The sequence below is a fragment of the Bartonella sp. AP40SXNS genome (assembly GCF_042195825.1).
Taxonomy (GTDB): Bacteria; Pseudomonadota; Alphaproteobacteria; order Rhizobiales; family Rhizobiaceae; genus Bartonella.
Window position 1 is genome coordinate 1 of the sequence record NZ_JBHIPB010000025.1, and the last position, 5,000, is coordinate 5,000.

The following is a 5,000-nucleotide window of genomic DNA, read 5'->3' on the forward strand; positions in this document are numbered from 1 at the left end:
GCCTTCCCCTTACCACTGCCAGTTTCGGTTCAAACATCAAGACCAATGGCTGCAAAAGCAAAAAGCTTCCCCTTCTTTTTCTCACGGCATACTTTCTCCCTCATTACGCTGGTTTCTAAAAAAGATCGCAAAAATCATTAATTCTTTAAAGAACATGTCACCCTAGAAACGGTAAATGGGGCTAGAGCAGATGTCCAAGAGATAATGTGAGATGTCTCTTTCAAAACAGATAGTCCATTGCGCCAAGGATAGGGATATGTAACTTTTAGAGTTTTTTCTCTTAAGGTTGCTTTATGTATGTTAGGATAGTGTAAAAAGCTGTTATTTCTCTATCTGAGCCGTAAAGCACTGCCCCTACAGATCATAGGCATAGGCTCAGTACCCCAAAAGCTTTCCCCAAAAGCTTTCTAAGTAAAAATCCGCCTTAGTATTTAGGGATATAGATAGTTTAGGTGGTCAAGGAATTATGTGCAATTTTTTGTTACAAAAAGTTAGCAGATTGTTTTAAGGATGAAGATATACAGGCACACATAGGACAAAGGGAGGGATATCGTAAAAGAGAGAGAAGCTGAGCTTAGATTTAGTTTTTGAGGAGTGTTTCTGTGTGTGAATTACATACACCTCTACGCTCTTTTTTCTAGTTGTTTCAGAGGGCATAATGTTTAGCGGAGTATCCCCTATTTCTGCATTGCGTTTTTTACGTAGAGCAGAGTTGCGAGTGCTCCTATATCTCCTCAGCATAACTCTACGGGTATTTACGCGCTCGTACGTTTTCTCCTTTTTCCATAGCGTTTTAGATTATGTCTCTGTTACGTGAGAAGAGTTTCGAGTGATTAGCATTTCACTCCATGCGTTTAGACGCTACGACACGTTTCCTCCTGCTTTTATTTTCAGAGCTTGATGCTATTTTTGTTTTCCAGTATTAAGAAGAGCTTTTAGATTTATCGTTTTAGAGAGAAGAAAGCATTCTCTGCCTATCTCTGCTTCATTAGTAGCATACCCCTTATGAGTCCTATTGCGTTCTTTTAGGGATGAGAAGAATCCGATCCAGCCCCAAAGCCGCTCATAGGTCTTTTTTTGGCATGATTTGTTTTCACGGTATGTTGAGAGAGAGATTTTGTTATTTTTTTGAACTTTAGAAGAGTAAAATGAGATGTTTTTTTGATACAAGGTCTCGTTTATCTATGATATTTCATTGATGCCTTTAGAAGGTTTGCAATGTAAAGAGACAATAGTATGGATTTTTTTTAATTTTATAAGCTTTTTTAATGAGGCTTATTGAGCAGATTATTCTCTGCGTTTGGCATATTTCTGTTTAGATTGAGAAGAGTCAAGTTACTATTACGGGAATGCTAGGGAATATTATATGGTTAACTATTAAGAAGTGGTTGCGGGGGCAGGATTTGAACCTGCGGCCTTCAGGTTATGAGCCTGACGAGCTACCGGGCTGCTCCACCCCGCGCTATATATTTTAAGACAAGATTTTTTTATTGTCTACTCTCAGTATTGAGCCTTGATATTTATCGTTATATTTTTATTTTGAATTGTTATCTATCATGCCTTTAGCAGACCTGGCGGCGACTTACTCTCCCGTGCCTTAAGGCAAAGTACCATCAGCGCTGGAGCGTTTCACGGCCGAGTTCGGGATGGGATCGGGTGCGTTCACTCCGCCATAACCACCAAGTCAGCAAAAAGCATGAATGATGAGAAGCTGGAATTTTTATATTTTAAGAAAGAATATGGGAAATGAGAACGATCAAGTCGATCGAACGATTAGTATCAGTAAGCTTCATGTGTTACCACACTTCCACACCTGACCTATCAACGTGGTGGTCTACCACGGTTCTCAGGGAATACTTGTTTTCAGGTGAGTTTCCCGCTTAGATGCCTTCAGCGGTTATCTCGTCCGTATATAGCTACCCTGCTATGCGGCTGGCGCCACAACAGGTCCACCAGAGATACGTCCATCCCGGTCCTCTCGTACTAGGGACAGGTCCTGTCAATATTCCAACACCCACGGCAGATAGGGACCGAACTGTCTCACGACGTTCTGAACCCAACTCACGTACCGCTTTAAATGGCGAACAGCCATACCCTTGGGACCTGCTCCAGCCCCAGGATGCGATGAGTCGACATCGAGGTGCCAAACAACCCCGTCGATATGGACTCTTGGGGGTCATCAGCCTGTTATCCCCGGCGTACCTTTTATCCGTTGAGCGATGGCCCTTCCACACGGGACCACCGGATCACTATGACCGTCTTTCGACTCTGCTCGACTTGTCAGTCTCACAGTCAGGCAGGCTTATGCCATTGCACTCAACAAACGATTTCCGACCGTTTTGAGCCTACCATCGCGCGCCTCCGTTACTCTTTAGGAGGCGACCGCCCCAGTCAAACTACCCACCATACACGGTCCCGAATCCGGATAACGGACTGCGGTTAGACATCCATATCGGTAAGGGTGGTATTTCAAGGATGACTCCACAAAGGCTAGCGCCCCTGCTTCAAAGTCTACCACCTATCCTACACATACAGACACAAATGCCAGTGTAAAGCTATAGTAAAGGTGCACGGGGTCTTTCCGTCTAACCGCAGGAACCCCGCATCTTCACGGGGAATTCAATTTCACTGAGTCTACGTTGGAGACAGCGGGGAAGTCGTTACGCCATTCGTGCAGGTCGGAACTTACCCGACAAGGAATTTCGCTACCTTAGGACCGTTATAGTTACGGCCGCCGTTTACTGGGGCTTCAATTCAATGCTTGCACATCTCCTCTTAACCTTCCAGCACCGGGCAGGCGTCAGACCCTATACGTCGTCTTGCGACTTCGCAGAGCCCTGTGTTTTTGGTAAACAGTCGCTACCCCCTGGTTTGTGCCACCCTCTAACGGTTGCCCGCTAAAGGGTCACGCTTCTTCCGAAGTTACGCGTGCAATTTGCCGAGTTCCTTCAACGTAGTTCTCTCAAGCGCCTTAGTATTCTCTACCAGTCCACCTGTGTCGGTTTGGGGTACGGTCTATATGTGGGAGCTATTTCCTGGAACTGCTTCACTGCAAGATCAATCCAATAAGATCTTACAATATACGCAATCCGTCACTACCCACAGGTCCACGAATATTAACGTGGTTCCCATCGACTACGCCTTTCGGCCTCGCCTTAGGGGCCGACTCACCCTGCTCAGATTAACTTTAAGCAGGAACCCTTGGACTTTCGGCGAGGGAGTCTCTCACTCCCTTTATCGTTACTCATGTCAGCATTCTCACTTCCGATACCTCCAGGAGCTCTCACGAGTCTCCCTTCACAGGCTTACGGAACGCTCCGCTACCACTTACTCCAAAAGGAGTAAATCCACAGCTTCGGTGTATGGCTTTAGCCCCGTTACATTTTCGGCGCAGGGACCCTTATTTAGACCAGTGAGCTGTTACGCTTTCTTTAAATGGTGGCTGCTTCTAAGCCAACATCCTGGTTGTTTTGGGATCCTCACATCCTTTCCCACTTAGCCATAACTTGGGGACCTTAGATGGTGGTCAGGGTTGTTTCCCTCTCCACGACGGACGTTAGCACCCGCCGTGTGTCTGCTAGTTAGTTCTTCCAGGTATTCGGAGTTTGGTTAGGTTTGGTAATCCGGTGAGGACCCCTAGCCCATCCAGTGCTCTACCCCCTGGAGAATTCGACTAACGCTCTACCTAAATAGATTTCGCGGAGAACCAGCTATTTCCGAGTTTGATTGGCCTTTCACCCCTAGCCACAAGTCATCCCAATCTATTGCAACAGATACGGGTTCGGCCCTTCAGTAAGTGTTACCTTACCTTCAGCCTGCTCATGGCTAGATCACTCGGTTTCGGGTCTAATCCAACGAACTGAACGCCCTATTCAGACTCGCTTTCGCTACGCCTACACCTACCGGCTTAAGCTTGCTCGTTAGACTAAGTCGCTGACCCATTATACAAAAGGTACGCCGTCACCCAGAACGAATCTTGGGCTCCGACTGTTTGTAGGCATTCGGTTTCAGGTACTATTTCACTCCCCTTGTCGGGGTACTTTTCACCTTTCCCTCACGGTACTGGTGCGCTATCGGTCATGCACGAGTACTTAGGCTTGGATCGTGGTCGACCCATGTTCAGACAGGATTTCACGTGTCCCGCCCTACTCTAGGACTTAAATCAGATTTACGTATACGGGACTATCACCCTCTTTGGTACGACTTTCCAGTCGTTTCTACTTTTCTTAATTCAAGCCACTGGCCTGGTCCGCGTTCGCTCGCCACTACTAACGGAGTCTCGTTTGATGTCCTTTCCTACAGGTACTTAGATGTTTCAGTTCCCTGCGTTTGCTTCTTACACCCTATTTTATTCAGGTGTAGATACCTTTATCTGACGACTAGAAAACTAAACTGTTTTAAAAAACAGCTTAATTTTTCTAGCCATCAAAGGTGGGTTGCCCCATTCGGAAATCTACGGATCAAAGGGTATTCGCACCTCCCCGTAGCTTATCGCAGCGTATCACGTCCTTCATCGCCTGTGCATGCCAAGGCATCCACCAAATGCCCTTAAGACACTTGATCGTTCTCATTGCCAATATTCATTCACGGTTTGTCTGCTTCTCTTTATCTTGTGCAAAATAAAGCGCAAAACAAACCAAATATCAGCAGAAAAGACCAGCTTCTCGAGATATATTCAATGGCGCGGTTAAGCTTCCAATCATAAGCAAGGGCTTTGAGCATTCCCTTGCGACACATGTCTCTTTTTCTAAATTAAGATTTCCTTCTAAATTAAGATTTCCTCTTCGGAAGAAAGGTTTTTCTTTCAAGATCTTTTTTAAAATCTGTTTTCCAAAACCTTTTTTTGACAACAAGCATTTTCCCAAGAAAGTATTTTTCTTAACAAAAAACTTGCACCTCAGAAGGAACCTTAAAAAGGAACATGTCTGAATATATCTTCTCTTCACAATTTCAATAGAACAAGCAAAAGATCACTGGACCTTTTACTAAACCGTGTTCTT

1 tRNA gene and 2 rRNA genes are annotated in these 5,000 nt (G+C 45.3%); all 3 read right to left on the reverse strand.

Annotation, left to right across the window (positions count from 1 at the left end):
• Positions 1-1,385: 1,385 nt before the first annotated feature.
• The 3 genes from ACFILZ_RS09070 to ACFILZ_RS09080 all read right to left on the reverse strand — a co-directional run bounded on the left by ACFILZ_RS09070 (position 1,386) and on the right by ACFILZ_RS09080 (position 4,563).
• Positions 1,386-1,462: transfer RNA gene (locus tag ACFILZ_RS09070), tRNA-Met, on the reverse strand.
• Between the two features lie 107 nt (positions 1,463-1,569).
• Positions 1,570-1,684: ribosomal RNA gene (gene rrf / locus ACFILZ_RS09075) — 5S ribosomal RNA — on the reverse strand.
• Between the two features lie 68 nt (positions 1,685-1,752).
• Positions 1,753-4,563, reverse strand: a 23S ribosomal RNA gene (locus ACFILZ_RS09080).
• Positions 4,564-5,000 lie beyond the last annotated feature (437 nt).